At 73.7% G+C, this 17,231-nt stretch carries 17 protein-coding genes; 4 read left to right on the top strand and 13 right to left on the bottom strand.

The annotated features are described in order from the left end of the window. Positions 1-173: 173 nt before the first annotated feature. A complete protein-coding gene (locus VGD70_RS34375) occupies positions 174-1,517 on the bottom strand; it encodes a glutamate synthase-related protein (RefSeq protein ID WP_331088890.1) in 1,344 nt (447 codons plus the stop codon). A gap of 399 nt (positions 1,518-1,916) precedes the next feature. On the opposite strand from VGD70_RS34375, the gene VGD70_RS34370 reads away from it, so the two are divergent. Further along, the gene (locus tag VGD70_RS34370; RefSeq protein ID WP_331088888.1) at positions 1,917-2,084 is read left to right on the top strand and encodes a hypothetical protein; all 168 of its coding nucleotides are present in this window, start codon (positions 1,917-1,919) and stop codon (positions 2,082-2,084) included. Between the two features lie 7 nt (positions 2,085-2,091). Here the strand turns inward: VGD70_RS34370 and VGD70_RS34365 are convergent, their stop codons facing one another. The 9 genes from VGD70_RS34365 to VGD70_RS37030 form a co-directional block, all read right to left on the bottom strand. Then, the gene (locus VGD70_RS34365) at positions 2,092-4,956 is read right to left on the bottom strand and encodes an AfsR/SARP family transcriptional regulator (RefSeq protein WP_331088887.1); all 2,865 of its coding nucleotides are present in this window, start codon (positions 4,954-4,956) and stop codon (positions 2,092-2,094) included. A gap of 55 nt (positions 4,957-5,011) precedes the next feature. Continuing rightward, on the bottom strand, positions 5,012-5,380 hold the full coding sequence (locus VGD70_RS34360; protein ID WP_331088885.1) for a nuclear transport factor 2 family protein: 369 nt from the start codon (positions 5,378-5,380) through the stop codon (positions 5,012-5,014). Positions 5,381-5,523: 143 nt separating this feature from the next. Then, complete coding sequence (locus VGD70_RS34355) at positions 5,524-7,020, bottom strand: efflux RND transporter periplasmic adaptor subunit (protein ID WP_331088883.1); 1,497 nt, start codon at positions 7,018-7,020, stop codon at positions 5,524-5,526. A gap of 11 nt (positions 7,021-7,031) precedes the next feature. After that, positions 7,032-8,258 (bottom strand): ABC transporter permease, encoded by a 1,227-nt coding sequence (locus tag VGD70_RS34350; RefSeq protein ID WP_331088881.1) that lies wholly within the window; start codon positions 8,256-8,258, stop codon positions 7,032-7,034. After that, a complete protein-coding gene (locus VGD70_RS34345; RefSeq protein ID WP_331088880.1) occupies positions 8,255-8,941 on the bottom strand; it encodes an ABC transporter ATP-binding protein in 687 nt (228 codons plus the stop codon). Before VGD70_RS34345 ends, VGD70_RS34350 begins: the two co-directional genes overlap by 4 nt. Beyond that, on the bottom strand, positions 8,941-10,140 hold the full coding sequence (locus VGD70_RS34340; RefSeq protein ID WP_331088878.1) for an efflux RND transporter periplasmic adaptor subunit: 1,200 nt from the start codon (positions 10,138-10,140) through the stop codon (positions 8,941-8,943). The genes VGD70_RS34345 and VGD70_RS34340 overlap by 1 nt, the downstream gene beginning before the upstream one ends. Positions 10,141-10,252: 112 nt before the next feature. Then, positions 10,253-11,158, bottom strand: coding sequence for a hypothetical protein (locus tag VGD70_RS34335; RefSeq protein ID WP_331088876.1), 906 nt, complete (start codon positions 11,156-11,158; stop codon positions 10,253-10,255). Positions 11,159-11,431: 273 nt separating this feature from the next. Next, complete coding sequence (locus tag VGD70_RS34330) at positions 11,432-11,587, bottom strand: hypothetical protein (protein WP_331088874.1); 156 nt, start codon at positions 11,585-11,587, stop codon at positions 11,432-11,434. A gap of 122 nt (positions 11,588-11,709) precedes the next feature. Next, a complete protein-coding gene (locus tag VGD70_RS37030) occupies positions 11,710-12,183 on the bottom strand; it encodes a DUF1206 domain-containing protein (protein WP_414638132.1) in 474 nt (157 codons plus the stop codon). A gap of 202 nt (positions 12,184-12,385) precedes the next feature. Between VGD70_RS37030 and VGD70_RS34325 the strand changes: the two genes are divergently transcribed. Together VGD70_RS34325 and VGD70_RS34320 are read left to right on the top strand one after the other, a co-directional pair. Then, positions 12,386-13,069: an AMIN-like domain-containing (lipo)protein gene (locus tag VGD70_RS34325; RefSeq protein WP_331088872.1), complete on the top strand. Its 684-nt coding sequence runs from the start codon at positions 12,386-12,388 to the stop codon at positions 13,067-13,069. A gap of 141 nt (positions 13,070-13,210) precedes the next feature. Then, the gene (locus VGD70_RS34320) at positions 13,211-14,701 is read left to right on the top strand and encodes a M1 family metallopeptidase (RefSeq protein ID WP_331088870.1); all 1,491 of its coding nucleotides are present in this window, start codon (positions 13,211-13,213) and stop codon (positions 14,699-14,701) included. A 105-nt stretch (positions 14,702-14,806) separates the two neighbouring features. On the opposite strand, the gene VGD70_RS34315 is transcribed toward VGD70_RS34320, so the two are convergent. Further along, the gene (locus tag VGD70_RS34315; RefSeq protein ID WP_331088868.1) at positions 14,807-15,976 is read right to left on the bottom strand and encodes a cytochrome P450; all 1,170 of its coding nucleotides are present in this window, start codon (positions 15,974-15,976) and stop codon (positions 14,807-14,809) included. Positions 15,977-16,093: 117 nt separating this feature from the next. Then, positions 16,094-16,468 (bottom strand): STAS domain-containing protein, encoded by a 375-nt coding sequence (locus VGD70_RS34310; RefSeq protein ID WP_331088866.1) that lies wholly within the window; start codon positions 16,466-16,468, stop codon positions 16,094-16,096. Positions 16,469-16,733: 265 nt separating this feature from the next. Here VGD70_RS34310 and VGD70_RS34305 point away from each other — a divergent pair, with 265 nt between their 5' ends. Beyond that, on the top strand, positions 16,734-16,901 hold the full coding sequence (locus VGD70_RS34305; RefSeq protein WP_331088864.1) for a hypothetical protein: 168 nt from the start codon (positions 16,734-16,736) through the stop codon (positions 16,899-16,901). Here VGD70_RS34305 and VGD70_RS34300 read toward each other — a convergent pair. Further along, positions 16,898-17,101 carry a hypothetical protein gene (locus tag VGD70_RS34300; RefSeq protein WP_331088861.1) on the bottom strand — a complete coding sequence of 68 codons (204 nt, stop codon included), beginning with the start codon at positions 17,099-17,101 and terminating at the stop codon, positions 16,898-16,900. The genes VGD70_RS34305 and VGD70_RS34300 overlap by 4 nt on opposite strands. Positions 17,102-17,231 lie beyond the last annotated feature (130 nt).

Here is a 17,231-nt window from a genome sequence, read left to right as displayed (position 1 = left end):
GCGCGGGGCCCCCCGGCCCACCGCGGGTCACCCGGATCGGGTGCGGCCACCCGTCCGGCCCGGCCGCGCGGCCGTGCCGCAGGTCGACGAGCGCGGCGGAGCCGCCTGGTGACCGGGCCCGTCCCGCCGTCGCCGCTTCGGGGTGCCGGTCTCCGCCGGCGCGGCCACGGCGGTCACCACACACCCGCCAGGGTGTCCATAGTGGACATCTCGGCCGTGGCCCAGACGTCCTCGCGGCCCAGCTCGCCGCAGTGGTACTTGCCGAGCGCGCTGGTGAGCATCCGCAGCTCGAGCGCGAGGCAGTCGACGAGGTTGACCAGCCCCGCGTCCGGGTCCTCGTCGACCGCGACGAGCGCGGCGCGGCCGAGGCCGGCGGCGGTGGCGCCGAGCGCGAGGCTCTTGGCCACCCGGGTGCCCTCCCACATCCGGCCCGACACCAGCAGGCAGGCGTCCTGGTCGCCGATGCGGCGCAGGCACTCGGCCAGCGGCAGCCCCACGTGGCCGAGGAACGCGGTCGGCGCCCAGCCGGTGCCGCCCTCGGCGCCGTCGACGGTGACCGCGTCCGCGCCGGCCTCCCAGGCCACGAGCGCCGCGGCCAGCACGTCGCGGGCGGGTGGCAGCTTCACCCACACCCTGGCGCGCGGGAAGTTGTTGCGCATCAACCGGATCTGCTGGCGCAGGATCTCCTCGGTGAACGTGCCCGGGCTGCCGGCCCGCAGCACCCTGCCGCCGCCGAACAGCGGGTCCAGCGGGTACGCCTCGGCCCGCCGGTCCGCGGCCGCCGCGTCGAGCACCGTCATCCCGCCCAGGCCGGGCTTCGCACCCTGACCCACCTTCAGCTCGAAGGCCAGCCGGCCCGACTCGAGCAGCGGCAGCGCGCTCGGGTCGCGGTAGACGAGCTTCCACATCTCGGCGTCGGCGTCCTCAGTGGACTGCTGGACCACGACGCCGCCCCGGCCGTCGGGCACCTCGCTCGCGTAGGCCTCGAGCCGGCCGAGCAGCGAGCGGCCCGCGGACTGGTCGTCGAGGCGGCCGTACCCGTTGCCGGGCACCACGTCCTCGCCGACGACCATCGGGATGCCGAGCCGGCCGGCCTGGCGGCCGGCGGCCACGCCGAGGTCGACGCTCGCCACCTGGGTCGAGCCGAACGCGGACAGGTACAGCGGCAGCGTCGAGGCGAACCCGCCGATCGCGGTGTCCAGCTCGACGTCGCGGTACACCGGCTCGCGGCCCAGGTCGATCAGCTTCTCCAGCCGGCGCGGCACGAACACCGGCGGCACGAGCCGCATCGCGTCGAGCACGTCGAGCGCGCGGGCGGCCGGGTCGGCGCCGTAGAGGGCCGTGCCGTAGCCCGCGGTGTCCGGGAAGGCCTGCGCCGCACCGGTTCGGGCCCGCGCGCGGACCGCCGCCTCGGGAAAGGTCGCGGCGACCAGCCTCGATGGTTCGTTCGCGCGCTCACGCACGGTGCCACCACTCCCGGCACCTTCGGGTAGGCGCTGGCCTGCCACGTCAGTCATCTCGTGACTCCTTCCCGGCAGCCCTCCAGGACGGCGTCAGGACGGCGTCGTCGAACACCCGCTCTACAGACGAAGTGCGGCGAGGAGGCCGGCCGCGGTCGGCTCGGGCCGGCTGCCGTCGCGTCAGAGCGCGCCGCATGCTGTGCGGTCTGAGCAGGTGCCCGAATTTCTGAGCCATGTTCCGTCCCGAGGTGTCCGGGTCGGCCGGTGGGCCGCGACCGCGCTGTCACCAGCATCGACACCCCCGTTATCACGGTGGCATCACCGAGCGGGGCGTCCGGGGCGCCGCCGTGATAACGCGGGACTGTCCTCGGGATAACCCGGTGATGCCACCGATTCCTAACTTCGGGTCCAGCACCACGGAATACGAGCCGAAATCACCGGAAGAACGGATCGGAAATGCGAATCGTCAAGGCCGCCATCGTCACCGCCGCCCTCGCCGCCGCGATCGCCCTGCCCGTCGCCAATGCCGGCGCCAACACCGCCGCCAACGCCGGCGCCACGACCACGGCGTCCGTCACCGCGCCCTCGACCAACGGCGTCAACGACACCCCGTGGGGCCCGTGAGAACCGTTCAGCCGGTGACCAGGCGGGCCAGCTCGCCCCGGATGGCGTCGGCCCCGGCCCGGTCCATGGTCTGCTCGCACGCGACCAGGGCCTCGGCCAGCAGCCGCTCGCCGATGTCGGCCTGGCCGAGCCGGACGGTCACCTGACCGAGCCGGCGCAGGATCCTCGACTCCCCCACGATGTCGCCCCACTCCCGCACCACGCGCAGCAGGTCGACCAGCACGTCCTTGGCCTCCGCCGGCCGGCCGTCCCGCAGCATCAGCTCGCTCAGCTTGTACCGGATCTGGACCTCGACCCGGCGGTTGCCGACCTCCTGGCAGATCGCGAGCGCGTCGGCGAGGTGTGCCCCGGCCTCGGCCGGCTCGCCCCGGTCCAGCCGCAGCTGCGCGATCTGGCCGAGCACGTGTGCCTGGCCGACCAGGTCGCCGACGGCGCGGAAGCCGGCGAGCGCCGCGGTGTAGCGCTCGTACGCCGGCCCGGTCGCGCCCCGGATCTGGTCCAGCAGCGCCAGGTTGCGCAGCGCCATGGCGATCCCGTGCGAGTCACCCAGCTCCTCGAACTCGCCCAGCGCGGGCAGCAGCTCCTCCTCGGCGGCGGCCAGCTGGCGCCGGCTCAGGTGCAGCGAGCCCAGCGAGCAGCGGACCGCGGCGACCCCGCGCCGGTTCCCGTGCTTCGCGGCCGCGGCCAGCGCCACCCGGTGCGTCTTCTCCCAGTCGTCGAAGTAGCACCGCGCCTCGAACAACGTCACCAGGCTCACCGCGAGGTCCCAGCAGGGCTCGGGCAGCCCCGACGCGGCCGTCAGCGTCACCGTTGAGCACAGGTTGGCGTGCTCGGACTCCAGCCACGCCAACGGGTCCACCAGCACCCGGTCGGTGTAGGAGGCCGGCGGATGCCAGCGCGGCGCCGGCCCGTGCAGCACGGTGAAGTCGCCGCCGTAGATGCGCCGGTGCGCCGCGTCGCTGAGCCCGAGCCAGCCGCCGGCCACCCGGCCGACCGCGGCCTCCCGGCTCTGGTCCGGCTCGTGCTGCTCCAGCTGCTCCCTGGCGAAGAGCCGGATCAGCCCGTGCAGCTTGTAGCGCGGGCTGCCGGTGATGTCCATGGCGGCGACCTCGACCATCTGCGCGTCGACCAGGACCTCCAGCAGGTCGGCCGCGTCGAGGTAGTCGGCGTCGAGCAGGGCGGCGGCCACCCAGTTGGGGAAGCTCAGCCCGTCGAGCACGCTGAGCAGCCGCAGCAGCCTGCGGGCTCGCGGGGCCAGCCCGTCGTAGGTCAGCGCGAGGCTGGCCCGGACCATCAGCTCCCCGTGCGCCAGCTCGTCGAGCCTGCGCCGCTCGTCCGACAGCCGCTCCAGCATCCAGGCCAGCGACCAGTGCGGCCGCGCGCCGAGCCGGGCGGCGACGATCCGCAGCGCCAGCGGAAGCCTGCCGACCAGCCGGATCAACGCCTCGGCCGCGGCGGGCTCGGCGGCCACCCGCTCGGCGCCGATGACGCTGGCCAGCATGCTGAGCGCCTCGTCCTGGTCGAACACGTCCACGTCGCACAGCCGCGCGCCGGCCAGGCCGGTGAGCCGGGCCCTGCTGGTGACCACGACGACGCTGGTGCCGCTGCCCGGCAGCAGCGGGCGCACCTGCGCCTCGCCGGCCGCGTCGTCGAGCAGCACCAGGATCCGGCGGCGGGCCAGCAGGTGCCGGTACATCTCGGCGCGCTCGTCGGCCTGCTCCGGGACGGCCTCGCCGGGCACCCCCAGCGCCCGCAGGAACCGGCCGAGCACGTCCACCGCCCGGGTGGGCTCGGTCCGGTTGCCGCCGAGGTCGCAGTACAGCTGCCCGTCCGGGAAGTGGTTGTCCCCCAACCGGTGCGCGACGTGCACGGCCAGCGCGCTCTTGCCGACGCCGGGCTTGCCGGCCAGCACCACGACCCGCGTCGCGTAGCCCTCCCCCTCCTGGGTGTCGGCCAGCAGCCGCTCGGTGCGCTCGACCAGCTCGGCCCGGCCGGTGAAGTCGGCGATGTCGGTGGGCAGCTGGAACGGGACCTCGGGCTCGGCCGCCCGCGGCGACAGGACCGGCGCCACCTCGACCGTCCGCGGGGCCACGTCCCCGGCGAGGATCGAGGTCTCGAGCCTGCGCAGCTCCTCGCTCGGCTCGAGGCCCAGCTGGTCGATCATCAGCTCGCGGCCGTGCCGGTAGGCCTCGAGCGCCTCCGCCTGGCGGCCGGAGCGGTACAGCGCGAGCATCAGCTGCCCGCGCAGCCGCTCCCGCAGCGGGTTCTCGCTGACCAGTGTCGACAGCTCGCCGACCAGCTGGTGGTGCCTGCCCAGCTGCAGCTGAAGGTCCACATGCGACTCGACGGCGGCGAGCCTGCGCTCGTCGAGCTCGGTGGCCCTGGCCCGCAGGATGTGGCTGTTGATGCCGGTGAGCGCCGGGCCCCGCCACAGCCCGACGGCCTGGCCGAGCACGTCGGCCGCCTGGTCGGCGCGGCCGGCCCGGGCGTGGGTGTCGGCGTCGGCGGTCAGGGTGGTGAACAGCTGCGCGTCGAGCTGGCCCGGGCGCACCGGCATGAGGTAGCCGGGCGGCCGGGTGACGATGGCCTCGCAGCCGGCCGCGATGAGGCTGTTGCGCAGCCGGGAGACGCAGATCTGCACCTGGGTCCTGGCGGTGGCCGGCGGGTCGTCGTCCCAGATGGCGTCGATGAGATGGTCGATGCTGACCACCCGGTTGGCACCGAGCAGCAGGACACCGAGCACGATCTGCTGACGGCCTGGAGGGATCGTGAAATCCTGCCGTCCACCGACGGTGACCTGCAGCGGACCCAGGATCCGGAACATCGGACCGGCGGTGAGGGCGTCCTCCGCACGGTTCCCATCAATCGACACGAACGCCCAGCCTAGAACGACGGGTGAGAGGATGTCACGTCCTGGTCCCAGTCGATCACCGAGGGTGGACGAAGTAGTAGCACCGCTGGCTCACCAGCAGCCCGCTGTCGGACACGGTGAAGATGTCCGCGAAGTCCAGCACCTCACGACCCACGAACCGGCCGACCGCGGCGACCTGCCCGTCGGCGGAGAACACCTCGCGCACGTCGTGCTCGCCGCGCCCGCGCGCCCGCCGCAGCCCGGCCACCGCACCGCGCCCACGCACCTGCTCGTGCCCCGGCTCGTCGAGCACGGCCGCCGCGTCGAGCAGCGACGCGTACCCGTCCCGGTCCCCGCGGTCGAGGTACTGGTAGCCGAGCCGCACATGATCGACCCCGACCGCGTCGACGGCCGTGCTGAACCCCAGGTGGTCTCCGAACGTCATGTCCGCCTCTCCCCTCAGTGGCCGCCGGCCGGCGGCGGTGACACCAGGTTCGCGGGGACCACATCCATCCGGCTATCCGGGCGTTATCGCAGGACGCGTCCGGCGGATCGCGAACCGCGCGGCCAGGGTCCGTCAGACGTGCCCTACTTGCCGACGCGGGCCCCGGGGCCGGATCGCAGGACGCCCGGCATCTTGGCGCCGCCGCCGAGGCCGGGACCGGTCTGCTGGTCCGCGCTGGGCAGCGCCGCGGACAGGTCGGCGAGCACCACCCGCTCGCCGGCCTCGAGCCCGTCGCGCACCTCTGTCCGAAGTGGACCGGTCGCGCCCACGACGACCTCCCGCGGCGAGGCCTCGGTGCCGGCCAGCACGCTCACCGTCGTCGCGTTCCCCCGGTGGGCGACGGCGGAGGTGGGCACGGTCAGCACGTTGTCGGCGGTCGCGACCACGATGGCCACGCCCGCCGTGCTCCCGGCGGGCATGGCGGCGGTCGGCTCGTCGACGGTGACCGTGACCGGGTAGGCGACGGCGTCGGCCCCCGCGTCGGCCAGCCGGCCGATCCGGCTGACCGTGCCCCGCACCCCCCGCGCCGCGCCGGTCGGGGTGACCGTGGCGGTCTGCCCGACCTCGATCTCGCCGATCCGCTCCACCGGCACGGTGGTCTCGACCACCGCCGCGCCGGCGCCGATCAGCACCACCGCCGTGGTTCCCGCGCTGACGGCGTCGCCGGCGGCCACCTCGACCGACGCGACCGTGCCGGCGATCGGCGCGGTCAGCGTGGCCTGGTCGAGCGCCTGGTTGGCCGCCAGGAGGCCGGCCGTCGCGGTGTCGACGGCGGCCTGGTCGCCGGCGATGGTCGCGGCGGTGGGTGCGGGATCCGTGCCGCCGCCCCGGTCCTGGGGCGCCGCGGCCGGAGTGTCCACTTGGGACGCGGCGGCGGCGAGGGCGGTCGCGAGGTCGTCGATCGCCTTCTGGAGGTTGTCCTGCGCGCCGGCGACCGCGTCCTGCGCGGACATGGCCGCGGCGAGCGCGTCGGCGCAGGCGGGGTCGGTCGGGGTCGCCTCCGCCGTGGTCCCCTCCGCCGTGGTCCCGTCGGCCGGCGGTGCCGCGGCGCATGCCTTGGCCTGCGCGGCCAGCGCCGCCTTCGCCGCACCGATCGCCTTGCCGGCCGCGGTCTGTGCGGTGCGGACGGCCTGCTGCTCCCGGCCCAGCTGTGCGCCCCCGCCCCCGCCGCCACCGTCCGCGCTGGGCCGGTCGGCCGGTGGCTGGACCGACTCCTCCTGGCGCTGCTGGTCGGCCTCCAGCGTGGCCTTCGCGTTCGCCAGGTCGGCCTCGGCCGCGTCGACGGCGGCCTGCAGCGCGGCGCGGTCGAGGGTGGCCAGCGACTGCCCGGCGCTCACCTGCTGCCCCTGCGCCACCGACAGCTCGGCGAGCGTGCCGTCGACCCCGAACGACACGTCCGCCCGGTTGACGAAGTCGACGGTTCCGTTGGTGGCCACGGTCTGCGCCACGTCGCCGAGCGCGGCCGTGGCGAGGCGGTACCGGGCGGCGGGATCGGCCTCGGCGGTGAACGCGATGACACCCACCGAGGCGCCGATGCCCACCACCGCGACCACCGCGGTCCACCTGAGAACGGGACGCATGAACTGTCTCCTCACTCGCTGCGCAGGGCGTCGATGGGGGTGAGCCGGGCGGCGCGGCCGGCCGGGTAGACGCCGAAGCCGAGCCCGATGGCCAGCGCGACCCCGATGGCGGCGACGGTCGCGACCACGGACACGCTCACCGGCTGGTCGAGCAGGCCGGGCAGCAGGAACGCCCCCGCGATCCCGACGCCGACGCCGACCACCCCGCCCACCGTGCCGAGCACACCGGCCTCCACGAGGAACTGCCGGCGGATCGCGGCGGGGGTGGCGCCGAGCGCCTTGCGCAGGCCGATCTCCCGGACCCGCTCGGTGACCGCGACGAGCATGATGTTCATGACCCCGATGCCGCCCACGAGCAACGAGATCGCGGCCACCCCGCCGAGCAGGATCGTCAGCGTGCGGTTGGTGGCGTTGGCGGTCTCCAGCAGCGACTCCTGGGTGGCGATGGAGAAGTCGGGCTCGGTGGCGTCGACGCCGTGCAGGTTCAGCAGCAGCGCGGTGATCTCCTGGTGGGCCGCGCTCAGCGAGTCCGCCGACGCGGCCTCCACGTAGATCGTCGACACCGCCGCGGTCGCGGACCCGGTGACCCGCTTGGCGGTGCCGATCGGGACGATCGCGAGGTCGTCCTCGCTCGAGCTCTCGGCCGACGCGCCGGTCGGCTCGAGGACGCCGACCACCGTCATGGGCGAGCCGCCGACGGTCACCTCCCGGCCGACCGGGTTGCCGAAGCTGAACAGCTCGCTCGCGGTGGCCGAGCCGAGCACGACGACGTCGGCGGCGCCGGTGACCTCGTCCTCGGTGAGGAACCGCCCGGCGGACACCGTGCGGCTGCGTACCGACGGCCACGTCGTGGTCGTGCCCACGAGGTTCGTCGTCCAGTTCGTGGTCCCCGCGGTGAGCGCCAGCGAGTCCGTGGTCACCGGCGCGACGGCCGCGATGTCGGGCGCCACCGAATGCGTGGCGAGCGAGCTCGCGTCGGCGAGGGTCAGCGTCACCGCGGACCCGAAGCCACCGCGCACCCCGGACTGGGAGGTGCTGCTGCCCGGCGACACGATCAGCAGGTTGCTGCCGAGCGCGTCGATCTGCCGGCGCACCTCGTCCTGGGCACCGAGGCCGAGCCCGACGGTGAGGATCACCGACGAGACGCCGATGACGATGCCCAGCATGGTGAGCCCGGACCGCAGCCGGTGCGCGCGGATCGCGTCGAGTCCACTTCGGAATGTCTCGGCCCAGTTCACGGCACCAGCACCCCGTCGGTCAGCACGCCGTCCCGGATCAGCACGGTGCGCTGGGCCCGCGCGGCCACGTCGTGCTCGTGGGTGATCAGCACGATCGTGCGGCCGGCCGCGTGCAGCTCGGTGAAGAGCCCCAGCACGTCGGCCGAGGAGGTCGAGTCGAGGTTGCCGGTCGGCTCGTCGGCGAGGAGCAGCGCCGGGTCGGTCACCAGCGCGCGGGCCACCGCCACCCGCTGCTGCTGGCCGCCGGACAGCTCGCCCGGCCGGTGCTCCAGCCGGTCGGACAGGCCGACCCGGGCCAGTGCCGCGGCCGCGCGGTCGCGGCGCTCGTGGGCCGGGATCCCGGCGTAGGCCAGCGGCAGCTCGACGTTGCGGCAGGCCGTCATGCTGGGCAGCAGGTTGAACTGTTGGAACACGAAGCCGATCCGCCGGTTGCGGATGGTGGCGAGGTGGTTCTCGGGCAGCGAACCGACGTCGCCGCCGGCGAGCCGGTAGCTGCCCGAGGTCGGCACGTCGAGGCAGCCGATGATGTGCATCAGCGTCGACTTGCCCGAGCCGGACGGCCCGGCGACGGCGACGTACTCGCCCTCGCCGATCGTGACCGACACCCCCCGCAGCGCCTCGACCTCCACCGTGCCCGTCGCGTAGGTCTTGCGCACGTCCCGCATCTCGATGATCGGCCGCATCACTTGCCCCCGCCCGGGGCCATGCCGCCACCGGGCCCCTGCCCACCGCCGCCACCGCCGGGGAACATCTTCGGGCCCTGGCCGCCGCCGTTCTGGTTGTCCTGGTTGCCGGCGCCGGGAGCCCGGACGAAGCCGTCGATCTCGACCTCGTCGCCCTCCGCGAGCCCGGACACGACCTCGGTCTGCGGGCCGTAGGCGGTGCCGATCTCCACGTCCGTCCGCACCCTCTCGCCGCCGACGATCTTGTAGACGTAGGTCTGCCCGCCCTCGCTGTGCAGTGCCTGGCTCGGGACGGTGAGCACGCCGGGCCGCTCCTCGACGACGATCGTGACGGTGGCCGAGGACCCGGCGTAGAGGTTGTCGCGCTCGCCGGTCACGTCGATGGTGACCGGGAACGTGGCCACGCCGGAGTCGTCGACCTGGGCGACGAGCCCGACGGTCGTGACCGTGCCGGGCACGGGCTCGGTGGCGTCCACCGGGGTGACGTCCGCGGCCAGCCCGGCCTTCACCCGCTCGACGTCACCGCTCGCGACGCTCGCCTCGACGATGAACCGGTTGGTCGACACGACGGTGAACTGTGCCGTGGTACTGCCGCTGCCGGACTGGTCCGTGGGGGTCGAGCTGTCGCCGCTCGGCGCGGATCCGTTGTCCCCGCCGGAAACCCGGTCGCCGACGGCGAGGTCGACGGCCGCGACCGTGCCCGCGATCGTCGCCCGCAGCCGCGCCTGGCCGAGGGAGTCCTGCGCGGAGGTCAGCCGGCTCCGCGCCGAGACGACCGCGGCGTCGTCGGCGGAGAGCTGCGTGGCCGACGCGCCCGCCGCGGTGTCGTCGTCGCGCCGGGCGTCGGCCGCGTCCAGGTTGGACTGGGCGGCGTCGACCTCGGCCCGCAGCAGCTCGTCGTCGACGGTGGCCAGCACCTGCCCGGCGGTGACCGTGTCGCCCTCGGCGACCAGCACCGCGGTGACCGCACCGGACACCGCGAAGCTGAGGTCGGCCTGCTTGGCGGGCTTGACGGTGCCGGTGGCGGAGACCGTCTGGCGTTGCGGGCCGGAGGTGACCGCCGCCGTCATCGCCTGGGCCGCGGGCGCCGCCGAGGACGGCCGGAGGACCAGCCACGCCCCCGCCCCGCCCGCGGCGACCACCACCACGACGGCCAGCCACAACACTCGTCTTCGCCCGCGTGGCAACCGAAAGCGCACCTGAACTCCTCACCGCTGGATGGCGTGGGGTAACCCCGGTGTCGCAGCCTTGGGCGTAGGACTGTGCCGCGCCTGCGACGCAGCTGTGGATTACCTATGAGGAGCCTGCGCTTTACTCGCAGGCGACGCCGTCGCTGTCCCGGTCGAGGCCGTAGATGTCGGTGCCGATCACGTCGATCGGACCGGCCACGTACGCGGGGCCGTTGCCGCTGCCTCCCGCGCAGTCGACATCGCTGGCGATGGGGACGCAGCCGCTGTAGTTGGGGTCGCAGGTGGACGCCGGCTCGGGCTCGGCCGGCGGCGGAGGCGGGGCGGGCTCCTCCGTGGTCGTCCTCGGGGTGGGCTTGGGGGGCGCCGGCTTCGGTGGCGCCGGCTTCGGCGCGACCGTGGTGGTGGTCGTCGTGGTGGTCGGCGCGGGCTCGACCGTCGTCGTGGTGGCGTCGGCCGGGCCGGCGGAAGGAGCCGGGTCGTTCCCGTTGCTGGCCAAGGCGGCGATCACGATGATGGCCGCGACGGCCGCGGCGATCCACGCGGGCTTGTGCGCGGCGAAGATCCCACGGCGCGGTGCCGGCAACGGAGTCGCCGGTGGCATCGGCGTCGCCGGCATCCGGGTCGTCATGGGGGCCGGTGTGGCGGCCGGGATGGGCACCGAGCCACCGGTGCGGCGGGGCAGCCGGAGGATGATCTCCAGGCCCCGGGCACCCAGCTCGACCACGGCCTCGCACCCGGGCCTGCCACCGCGCGCGGCCACCTGCGACACGACCCAGCCGTAGCGCTGCGACATCAGGTGGGTCAGCTCCCCCACCCGGCGCCCGTCGAGGCGGACCTCGATGGCGTGCTCGCCGCGGTACTTGCCCGACCCGATGGTGCACCAGCCCAGCTCCACCGCGACCTCGCGCTGCGCCCCCGGCGCCACGCGGTAGCGGGCCAGCTCGGCCTGGTACCGCTCCTCGCCCGTGACCGTGACCGGCACCTCGGCTTCGAGCATGGCCAGACCCACCGACGAGTTCTCGATCATGGTGCACTCCAGACGCAGTACGGCATACGCCTGTGCATCGGCGGATCGACCGGCCCGTTACCGCGAACCGGGACCGGATCGGTTACGGGATCGATCGCCTGCTCGTCGGCGGAACCCGACCACCTGACCCTCGCCGACGTCTGTCGCTTACCCACCAAGCATTTCGAGTTCCATCGCCGCCAGCTCACCAGCGGCGGCAGCTGAGGAGAAAACCACGAGCCGGCCGGGAACGGTGTTCCCGGCCGGCTCGTTCCGCGCCACTGGGAGTGGTGCTCAGAACCAGTGCGCCCGGCCACCGACCCTGCGGCCGGTTCCGCCGAGGATGGCGAGGATCGCTCCGACGACGACCAGGACGATGCCGATCGTCCACAGGATGGAGATCTTGGCGAGGAAGCCGATGACGAGTAACACGACTCCGAGAACGATCATGCGGGGACTCCTTCGGGGAAATGACGCACCTGACAACACGACGGCTGAGCGAGTGCGCCGCCACGCACCCGACTCGTTTCGTTGAGTTGTTCTTGCCTTGACGTCGGAAGGTGGATGCCCACTCAGGACCGTCCCAAACCAGTCCTCAATAGATCGTTTCCGCGACGACGCGAATCAGCGCGAGTCAGCCGCGAATCCCTTGCGCAGGCGGGGACTCGGGCGCGCCGGTACCGCGCGTCGGACAACGCGAACACCGCGAACGCCGCCGGCCCGGCGCCTATCAGGAGCAACAGCACTACGCCGAATGGCTGTGCTGCCAAGGTTTTCAGGGCCACATCGAGCCCCCTCGCCTTCGCCGGCTGGCTCTTCGCGGCCGCGACCGATGACCAGTACCCCGGCGATTCCGTACACGGCGCCGAGCGCGGCGTAGCCGAGCCGGCCCAACCGGACAGCACCCTTCCGCATCCGCGCGGCGACCTTGCCGAGGTCGAGCTCCTCGGCGAAGCCGGGCCAGACCGTGCCGGGCGACGAACGCCGCGGCGACGACGGCCAGGCCGATGGCGATGACGATGACGATGGCGACCGGCTTGCCCCATGGCTGGCCGAGCAGCCGGCCGGTCCGGGCCGCTCGCCTGTCCCCGACGGAGGCCCTGCGCTCGCCGTGAAACCCGTTTCCGGCCGGTGATGACCTGCGGTAACCGGGTACCTGCCACCGGGCGAATTCTCAATCGTGACCCAACCCGGCTCCTTTCCCTGACGTCCTCTGCACAAAGGGAACGCTGGAGAATGGAGTTCGACATGCGACGGATCACGATGGCGATGGTGGCCGGGATCGCGGCCTCGACCATGCTCACCGCCTGCGACGGGGCCGCCGAGCAGTCCGGCTCGCAGGCCACGACGACCGCGCGCACCGCTCCACCGACGGCCCGCGGCGCGCCCACGACCGGCCGGCCTGCCGAGACCCCGATCGAGACCGCGGAAGGCGTCAAGGCCCAGCAACCCTCGGCATGCGGGGAGACCCAGCACTGGAACACCGCCGGCGAGACCGCGGCGCCCTACTCCACCGCCGCGCTCTACCTGGTGCGGGCGGGACAACACGACTGCTACGACCGCGTCGTGTTCGACGTCAACGGGCCAACCGACGTCGGGTACGCGGTGCGGTACGTCCCCGTCGTCACCGTCGACGGATCGGGCACGCCGATGCCCGTGCCCGGCAAGGCGGCGCTCGAGGTCGTGCTCCGCGCGGCCGTGCAGGGCTACGACGACTCCGGGCACCAGCCAGGCAAGGTCCTCGCCGACACCGGCGACTACCTCTGCTCCCCCACCGGATGGCGCAGCCTGCGCGCGGTGCGGTTCGCGGGCTTCTTCGAGGGCCAGTCGACCCTGGCCGTCGGCGTCCGGGAGAAGCTGCCGTTCCGGGTGACGACCCAGCTCGACCGGGCGAACCAGGTGCGGCGGGTCATCCTCGACATCGCGCACTGAGCGGCTGGGCGGGCCGGCGGCGATAGTTCCCCAGCGGTCCGGTTTGTGGTGTTTCACCTGGCAGGACAACACGTTTGACGGTGTTGTGGCGGCACGTCGCGCGCCTATGGTGCTGCCGACTCGCCGCCACGGAGGTGCACCATGAAGCGGAAGACCCGCGCCCTGCTCGCTGGCACGGCGGCCATGCTGGTCGCCGTGCTGTCCGGCTCGACCGCGAGCGCGGCCGGCACGTCGGGGGCGCCCGGCATCGGCGACTCGTACTACCCGCTCGACGGCAACGGCGGCTACGACGTCGCGCACTACGACATCCGGCTGACCTACCAGCCCGCGACCGACCTGCTCTCCGGCACCACCACGATCCTCGCGAGAACGACCCAGGACCTGACCCGGTTCAACCTGGACTTCCTGCTCAAGGTCTCCTCGGTCCGGGTGAACAACGCGCCGGCCGGGTTCGCCACCAAGGGCGGCGAGCTGACCGTCACCCCGAAGGCGAAGCTGGCGAAGGGCAGCGACCTCACCGTGGTGGTGCGCTACACCGACAAGCCCGAGCCTTACCGGCTCTACGGCTTCGCGGGCTGGCAGCGCACGCCGACCGGGGCCCTCGGGGTCAACGAGCCGCAGATCGCGCCGTGGTGGTACCCGAGCAACGACCACCCGCTGGACAAGGCGACCTTCGACGTGTCGATCGCCGTGCCGGAGGGTGTCGAGGCGCTGTCCAACGGCGTGCTCACCGGCAAGCAGCAGCAGGTCGCCGGCTGGGTGCGGTGGAACTGGCGCAGCGTCCGGCCGCAGGCGTCCTACCTGACGTTCGTCGCGATCGGGCAGTACGAGGTGCGCGAGGCGACCGCGCCGAACGGCCAGCCGCTGGTCACCGCGTACGGCGACGACCTCGGCGCCTACGGCCCCGCCGCGCGGGCGTCCGTGGAGCGCACGCCGGAGGTGATCGACGTGCTCGCGCAGAGCTTCGGCCCGCACCCGTTCGAGGCGCAGGGCGGCGTCGTCGACTCCGGGCTCGGCTTCGCGCTGGAGAACCAGACCCGCCCGGTGTACGACGGCGCGTTCTTCCGGCGCGGGGCGAACACCTCGGTGGTGGCGCACGAGCTGGCCCACCAGTGGTTCGGTGACTCGGTGTCGGTGCGGGACTGGAAGGAGATCTGGCTCAACGAGGGCTTCGCCACCTACGCGGAGTACCTGTGGTCGGACTACCAGGGCGAGGGCACGCCGGCGGAGGTCGCGCAGTTCACCTACGACTCGATCCCCGCCGACGACGGTTTCTGGCAGGTGCTGCCCGGCGACCCGGGCCCGGACAACCAGTTCCACGACGCGGTGTACGACCGCGGCGGCATGACCCTGCAGGCGCTGCGCACCGCGGTCGGCGACACCGCGTTCTTCCGGATCCTCCGCACCTGGGCGGCGAAACACAAGGACGGCACCGCGACGACCCCCGAGTTCATCGCGCTGGCCGAGCGGATCTCCGGCAAGCAGCTGGACAACCTGTTCACGACCTGGCTCTACACCGCCGGAAAGCCCGCGGTGGGCCCGAACGGCGCAACGGCGCGGGCCGCGGCGGCGAAGCCGGGGTCCGTCGACCGCATCGCCGAGACGCACCGCCTGCTCGAAGCGTCGCATTAGGACGGACCAGGAACCGCACCGCCGTCGTCGACGGACACCGCGTCCTGGCCCGTGCGGCCGCGGACAGGTCCGGGGCGGCGAAGTGCCGCACCGGTGCCTCGCCGCCTACTGTCCAATGGAGACGGTCAGGCCGTGCAGGGCGTAGCTCGCGAAGTCCTCGTTGAACGACACCCTCGGCGGGCTCGTCATCCGCACGTGCTCGAGGGCCAGCAGCTTGGTGAGGAAGATGTCCGACTCCTGGATGGCGATGTGCGCGCCGGGGCACTTGTGGGCGCCGTCGCCGAAGGTGAGGCCCGCCGGGCCGGCGCCGTGGTTCGTCGGGCGGGCCGGGCACGTCGCGCCCGGGCGGTCGCCGGCCATGGCGGGGTCGATGTTGGCCGCCGCCACCGAGATGTCCACCCGCTCACCCGCGGCGATCGTCGTCCCGTCCGGCAGCGGCACGGGCGCGGTCGTGCGCCTGCGCAGCGCGGCGAGCGGCGGCTCGAGGCGGGCGAGCTCGTGCAGGATCGCGAGCCGCTCGGGCTCGTCGCCGGCGCGGTAGCGGGCGCGGAGGTCGTCGTCGGTGAACAGGTGCCAGGCCGCGGCGCTGATGAACTCCCGGGTGGTGACCATCCCGGCGGCCGCGACCGTGAGGCACTCGCTGAGGATCTCGCCCGTGCGCACGCCCTCGTCGAGGAGGTGGGAGATCAGGTCGTCCTGGCGGCGCCGCACCCGCGACCGCACCGCCGGCCGGACGTCGCCCACGTAGACGGCGAGCCACAGGTACAGGATCCGGGCCGCCCAGTACACCCCGCTCGCGCTGGTGAAGCCGGGCTTGCCGAGCTTCTCGGGGAAGAAGCGCTCGAGGCGCCGCGCGGTGCCGGGCCTGCTGTCGGTCAGCCCGATCACCGCCTTGGCCACGTCGACCGCGAGCCGGAAGCTCAGCTCGGACAGGTCGGCGCTGCCGGCCCGGCGCAGCACGGCGATCTCCCGGTCGGCGATCCGGTGCATGAGCTCGCGGTACTCGGCGTCGACGCGTTTCGGGGTGAAGAAGCGCGCGGTCTGCCGGCGGTACTCGCGGTGCTCGGGGCCGTCCCAGTAGAGCACCGGGCGGCGGAACCCGGCCGGCAGCTTCTCCACCGTCTCGACGCCGAGCCCGGCCTGGACGGTGTCGGTGTTGCGGAGCACCGCCCGCCCGCTCACGTAGTCGCGGACGTGCCACACGCCGTTCCCGTCGCGGTAGGCGGGGCAGATGTTCTCCGTGGCGCTGCGGTCGATCTTGCGGGTGCTGGTCACCCGTCCATCCTCGCGGTGCACGGGTTCGCCGTGCAGACGCCAAACCGGTGAGACGCCGCCCGCCCGCGCACCGGCACCGGTGTCAGGCCCCGGGATCGCCGCGCCCCGAGCAGCCGGCTACGGGGCCTCGAGCGCCGAGTCGAGGTCGCGGAACACCGCGAGCACCTGGTGGAGGCCGGTGAGCTCGATCGGGCGCAGCGTCGGCGACGTGCTGGCCACGACCCGCAACCGGGTCGGGCCGAGGGCGTCGCTCACCTCGATGAGGGCGCTCAGGCCCGTGGAGCCGAGGAAGGCGACGTCGCTCAGGTCCACCACCAGCCCGGCGGGCTCGGCCCGCAGGGTGTCGGTCAGCGTGGCGCGCAGCTGCGGGCCGGTGGCGAGGTCGATCTCGCCCCGCACCGCCAGCACGACCCAGTCGCCCACCCGGCGCGACCGGATCTCCAGCAGCTGGAACGACCGGGCGGCGGGCTCAGCACGATCCTCGTCTGGCATGGCACGAACAACCTCCCCACCCGCTCGGCGACGCCTACCCGAACGGTATCGGGACTGTGACCGGGACCACCACCCCGGACCATGCCCGCGCACATCGGCCTCGGCGCACCGGAACGGGCGGCCCCGACGTGAATCCACCCATGGCGCGCATTTTTCCCGAATTCCCGGGGCTGCTGCCTCAGGACCCGGGGACGCTCCACCCGCGGAATTGTCCTGTCGCGATGGTTCGCGCCGTGGGCGAAAAAGGGGGCCGGCGGCGGTCGTCGTGCTCGACCGCTTTCCGTTGACCGCCAACGGAAAGCTCGACCGCGCGGCACTGCCCGCCCCGACTACGCCGCCGGGACCGGCGCTGGCCGCAGGCCCGGGCGAGAAGGTGCTGGGTGGCCTGTTCGCCGCCGCCCTGGCCGTCCCCGAGCAGGCCCGCGCCGGCTAGGCGGTGAGCAGGCGGTCCTGGTCGTGGTCGGGCCGTCCGCCGGGCCAGGGAACCACCTTGCCGAAGCGGACGAGCTCGCCGTAGGTCGCCGGGTCGACGTGGTCGGCCAGGACCAGGTCGACGACGTGGCGCGCGGCCTGCGCCGGGGTCTGCGCCTGGCTGACGTCGTCGAACCACGGCCGGGACGCGCGGGTGTCCACGAGCCCCGGACAGACCGCGCGGCGACCGACCTGACGACCACTTGACCCGCCCTGCCGCTTGACCCGCCCCGCCGCGAGTCGCGAGGATGGGGATGTGGCAACGTTGCCACACGGGGGCGAAGGGACGGCG

Source organism: Actinophytocola sp., from assembly GCF_036402745.1.
Lineage (GTDB): Bacteria > Actinomycetota > Actinomycetes > Mycobacteriales > Pseudonocardiaceae > Actinophytocola.
Note: the sequence above shows the minus strand (reverse complement) of the source record. Positions and strands in the feature narration are given on the sequence as shown.

Coding starts and splice junctions, on each gene's coding strand:
- VGD70_RS34375 (WP_331088890.1), bottom strand. CDS start 1,517: ATGACTGACGTGGCAGGCCAGCGCCTACCCGAAGGTGCCGGGAGTGGT.
- VGD70_RS34370 (WP_331088888.1), top strand. CDS start 1,917: ATGCGAATCGTCAAGGCCGCCATCGTCACCGCCGCCCTCGCCGCCGCG.
- VGD70_RS34360 (WP_331088885.1), bottom strand. CDS start 5,380: ATGACGTTCGGAGACCACCTGGGGTTCAGCACGGCCGTCGACGCGGTC.
- VGD70_RS34355 (WP_331088883.1), bottom strand. CDS start 7,020: ATGCGTCCCGTTCTCAGGTGGACCGCGGTGGTCGCGGTGGTGGGCATC.
- VGD70_RS34345 (WP_331088880.1), bottom strand. CDS start 8,941: ATGCGGCCGATCATCGAGATGCGGGACGTGCGCAAGACCTACGCGACG.
- VGD70_RS34335 (WP_331088876.1), bottom strand. CDS start 11,158: ATGATCGAGAACTCGTCGGTGGGTCTGGCCATGCTCGAAGCCGAGGTG.
- VGD70_RS34330 (WP_331088874.1), bottom strand. CDS start 11,587: ATGATCGTTCTCGGAGTCGTGTTACTCGTCATCGGCTTCCTCGCCAAG.
- VGD70_RS37030 (WP_414638132.1), bottom strand. CDS start 12,183: ATGGGGCAAGCCGGTCGCCATCGTCATCGTCATCGCCATCGGCCTGGC.
- VGD70_RS34325 (WP_331088872.1), top strand. CDS start 12,386: ATGCGACGGATCACGATGGCGATGGTGGCCGGGATCGCGGCCTCGACC.
- VGD70_RS34320 (WP_331088870.1), top strand. CDS start 13,211: ATGAAGCGGAAGACCCGCGCCCTGCTCGCTGGCACGGCGGCCATGCTG.
- VGD70_RS34310 (WP_331088866.1), bottom strand. CDS start 16,468: ATGCCAGACGAGGATCGTGCTGAGCCCGCCGCCCGGTCGTTCCAGCTG.